This is a genomic window from Brevundimonas sp. (assembly GCF_003248455.1).
GTDB lineage: Bacteria > Pseudomonadota > Alphaproteobacteria > Caulobacterales > Caulobacteraceae > Brevundimonas.
Genome location: NZ_QFNM01000068.1, coordinates 1 through 3,415, shown reverse-complemented (window position 1 = coordinate 3,415; position 3,415 = coordinate 1). Strand labels below are relative to the sequence as shown.

The following is a 3,415-nucleotide window of genomic DNA, read 5'->3' as shown; positions in this document are numbered from 1 at the left end:
GATCGGGGGCGAAGGCGTGGCCGAACCGGCCGGCACTTGCAGCTTGATATAGCCGAGAATCTTCTTGGCCATTGGTCTCTCCTATGAATGACCCGGCGAACGAACGCAGGGCCGGTGAGCCGTGGTGCGGCATGGCTGCCTCCCACGGATTTGCCGCCCCGCGAGCCGAGGCCCGCCGAGCGAAGGCGCGCCTGTAACAGAACGACCGCAAAGACACAACGACTATGGCCGGCCGCCGCTTCACAACACGTCATCCTCGCCCTTGTGGCGAGGATCCAGACTCCCGGTGCTTGGGCGGAGTGCGCAATCCTCAACACCGCGAGTCTGGATCCCAGGGACAAGCCCTGGGGATGACGAAAGAAATTGGCACGCTGAAACGAAAAAGCCGCGCCCCTTGGGACGCGGCTTCAAATCTCGAATCTCGCCGGCCTCAGCCCGCGACCTTCTCCACCTGGGCATATTCCAGCTCGACCGGCGTGGCGCGGCCGAAAATGGACACGGCGACGCGCAGGCGGGCGTGTTCCTCGTCCACGCTCTCGACCGAGCCGTCGAAGCTGGCGAACGGACCGTCGATGACCTTGACCTTCTCGCCGATGTCGAAGCGGATGGTGGGCTTGGGACGCTCGACGCCCTCTTCCACGGCCCCGATGATGTTCTGGACCTCGCGCTCCGAGACCGGCAGCGGCTTGGTGCCGCCCGCGGCGCCCAGGAAGCCCGTCACCTTCGGCGTATTCTTGACCAGGTGGTAGGCCTGATCCGTCATCTCCATCTTCACCAGCACATAGCCGGGGAAGAACTTCCGCTCGGAGTTCACCTTGCGGCCGCGACGGATCTCGACGACATCCTCGGTCGGGACCAGGATTTCGGAGAAGGCGTCTTCCAGGCCCTGCTGCTTGGCCTGATCGCGCAACTGTTCGGCGACCTTCTTTTCGAAGTTCGAATAGGCGTTGACGATATACCACTTGTGGCGCGGATTGGCGGGCTTTGCAGGCGCTGCATCGGTCATGGGCGCGTCTTTCTCAGGATCCGAGAGCGATGATGTAGCGGAAGGCGTAGCCCAGGCCGGTGTCCACGATCCAGAAGAAGATCGAGGCGATCAGGACCATGATGAAGACCATCACCGAGGTGATCCAGGTTTCCTTGCGGCTGGGCCACACGATCTTGCGGCCCTCGGCGCGGACCTGGCTGATGAACTGGCCAGGGCTTGTGCGGGGTTTCTTGGGCTCGGGCGAATCGACCGTGATGGCGGCCGCGGCCGCAGCGACCTGGGGCTTCGCGCTGCCTTGAGGCCGCTTGCCGGGAGTTTTGGCCTTGGCCATCAGTTGCTCTTCACACAATTGTTCCTGTCGCCCCAGATGGGAAGTCCCATCCGGCAGCGACAGGGGGGGATTGGCAGGAGTTGGGGGACTCGAACCCACGACCCCCGGTTTTGGAGACCGGTGCTCTACCAGCTGAGCTAAACTCCTAGACAATCGCGCGCACCGTCCGGTCCGCGCGTTCGCCAGAGGGGGGCGTATGCCCGACGCCGCCCTGTATTTCAAGGGCGATGTGACGCCGACCCCGCCAATGCGACAGCTAGTCTTCCAGATGGGCGGCGACGGCGTCGCGCTCGTCCTCGGCCTTGATCAGTTCCTTGAAGATAAGCTTGTCGATCCGGCGGTCGTCCATGTCCACGACCTCGACTTCGAATCGCCCGACCTGCAGCACCTCGCCCTCGTCCGGCACGCGCGAGATCTGGTGCAGGATCAGGCCGGCGACCGTGTGGAACCCTTCGTGCTCGCCGAAATCCTCGCCCAGGGCGTCGGCCAGGTCGTCCAGGTCGGTCTGGCCATCCACCAGCCAGCTGCCGTCGGCGCGCTGATGAATCCAGGCCTGTTCCTCGTCGTGCCCCTCGTCGAAGTCGCCGGCGATCATCTCCAGAATATCGGTCGCCGTCACGACGCCTTCGAAGGCGCCGTATTCGTCGACGATGAAGGCCATGTGGACCCGCGAACCCTTCAGTATCTCCAGCGCCTTCAACACCGAAGTCGACTGCGGAATGAAGGCGGGTTCGGCGACCAGCGGTTCGATGTCGATCTTGCCCGTGGTCAACAGCGCGTCCAGCACGTCCTTCTTGTGGACCAAGCCCAGGGGATTATCGACGTCGTTCTCGCGCGCCACCACGATGCGCGAATAGGGGCAGGTGCGGATTTCCTCGCGGACGACCTCCTCGGGATCGTCCAGGGCGATCCAGAAGACGTCGTGGCGCGGCGTCATGGCCACGCGCACCGGCCGATCGCCCAGGCGCATGATCTCCTCGATCATCTCCTGCTCTTCCGGCTCGATCAGGCCGGCGGACGTGCCTTCCGCCAGAATGGTGGCGACCTCTTCCTGGGTCACGTCCGAACCGTCGCGATCCTTGACTCCCAGCACCTTCAATATGCCCGAGGTCGAGGCGGTCAGCAGCAGGACGAACGGCTTAAGCACGATCGCCAGCGTCGAGATCGGTCCGGCCATCTTGGAGGCCACCGACTCGGGAAAGATCAGCGCCAGGCGCTTGGGCACCAGTTCGCCGATGATCAGCGAGACATAGGTGATGCACACGACCACCAGGGCCGTGGCGAAGACCTCAGTATAGGCCGTCAGCGCCGGAAAGGCGACTTCCAGGATGCGGTCCAGTTCGCCCGCGATGGTCGCCTGGCCGTAGGCGCCCGCCAGAATGCCGATCAGGGTGATGCCGACCTGGACCGCCGACAGGAACTGCGTCGGCTCCTCCGACAGCTTCAGCGCCGCTCGCGCCCCCCGGTCCCCCCGCTCCGCCCTGGCCTGGAGTTTGGACCTGCGGGAGGAGACGACCGCCAATTCGGTCATGGCGAACAAGCCGTTGAGCACCACCAGGAGCAGAACGACGACAATAGCGATGAGTAACATCTAGGGGTTTTGGAGACCAACGCGGCGCAACATCCGGCGTCCGCAGCCCTACATTAGGGCAGGAAGGCGGCCAGCGCCACGTTTTCCTTGCGTCTCAGCCCGTGCGCCCGGCCTCGATCCCGCCATAGGCGCCGGATGTCGAGCGGCCGTCAGCGTCATATTGGGTCGCGCAGGCGCTCATTCCCAGAACGGCGCCGATGAAAATGCCAAGGCGGATGGCGCGTCGCATGTGGTTGCCAAAAGGTTAACGTCCGTCTTCGAACGTAAACCAGAGCTTTCGGTTGCAGGCAAGATCGCTCGCTCGGTTGTCGAAGCCTGCCGTCCCAGCAAAACGGCCCCCGGATCGCTCCGGGGGCCGCTCTGTTACGCTACTCTGTCCTTCAGCCCGGCAGGCTCGCGCCTTGGGGGCCGATCGTCGCGCTTAGGCGATGATCTTGGCCACGACGCCCGCGCCGACCGTGCGGCCGCCTTCGCGGATGGCGAAGCGCAGGCCCTGGTCCATCGC

5 protein-coding genes, 1 tRNA gene and 1 pseudogene are annotated in these 3,415 nt (G+C 64.4%); all 7 read right to left on the bottom strand.

What is annotated here, in order from left to right; translation table 11 throughout:
- Positions 1-72, bottom strand: a pseudogene (gene rplK / locus DI624_RS15935) (50S ribosomal protein L11); the annotation flags it as partial.
- A 358-nt stretch (positions 73-430) separates the two neighbouring features.
- Entirely contained in the window at positions 431-1,006 is a 576-nt protein-coding gene (gene nusG / locus DI624_RS15930; protein ID WP_017506694.1) for a transcription termination/antitermination protein NusG, read from the bottom strand.
- A gap of 13 nt (positions 1,007-1,019) precedes the next feature.
- Positions 1,020-1,319: a preprotein translocase subunit SecE gene (secE, locus tag DI624_RS15925; protein ID WP_291540519.1), complete on the bottom strand. Its 300-nt coding sequence runs from the start codon at positions 1,317-1,319 to the stop codon at positions 1,020-1,022.
- Positions 1,320-1,390: 71 nt separating this feature from the next.
- Positions 1,391-1,466: transfer RNA gene (locus DI624_RS15920), tRNA-Trp, on the bottom strand.
- 109 nt (positions 1,467-1,575) lie between these two features.
- On the bottom strand, positions 1,576-2,910 hold the full coding sequence (locus tag DI624_RS15915; RefSeq protein WP_291540517.1) for a hemolysin family protein: 1,335 nt from the start codon (positions 2,908-2,910) through the stop codon (positions 1,576-1,578).
- A 94-nt stretch (positions 2,911-3,004) separates the two neighbouring features.
- Positions 3,005-3,139, bottom strand: coding sequence for a hypothetical protein (locus tag DI624_RS15910; protein ID WP_291540514.1), 135 nt, complete (start codon positions 3,137-3,139; stop codon positions 3,005-3,007).
- Between the two features lie 192 nt (positions 3,140-3,331).
- On the bottom strand, positions 3,332-3,415 hold an 84-nt coding region (locus DI624_RS15905), incomplete at its 5' end, for a hypothetical protein (protein WP_291540246.1).

Bases quoted from the DNA above. Each gene is read 5' to 3' on its own strand.
- nusG (WP_017506694.1), bottom strand. From the start codon at position 1,006: ATGACCGATGCAGCGCCTGCAAAGCCCGCCAATCCGCGCCACAAGTGG.
- secE (WP_291540519.1), bottom strand. From the start codon at position 1,319: ATGGCCAAGGCCAAAACTCCCGGCAAGCGGCCTCAAGGCAGCGCGAAG.
- DI624_RS15915 (WP_291540517.1), bottom strand. From the start codon at position 2,910: ATGTTACTCATCGCTATTGTCGTCGTTCTGCTCCTGGTGGTGCTCAAC.
- DI624_RS15910 (WP_291540514.1), bottom strand. From the start codon at position 3,139: ATGCGACGCGCCATCCGCCTTGGCATTTTCATCGGCGCCGTTCTGGGA.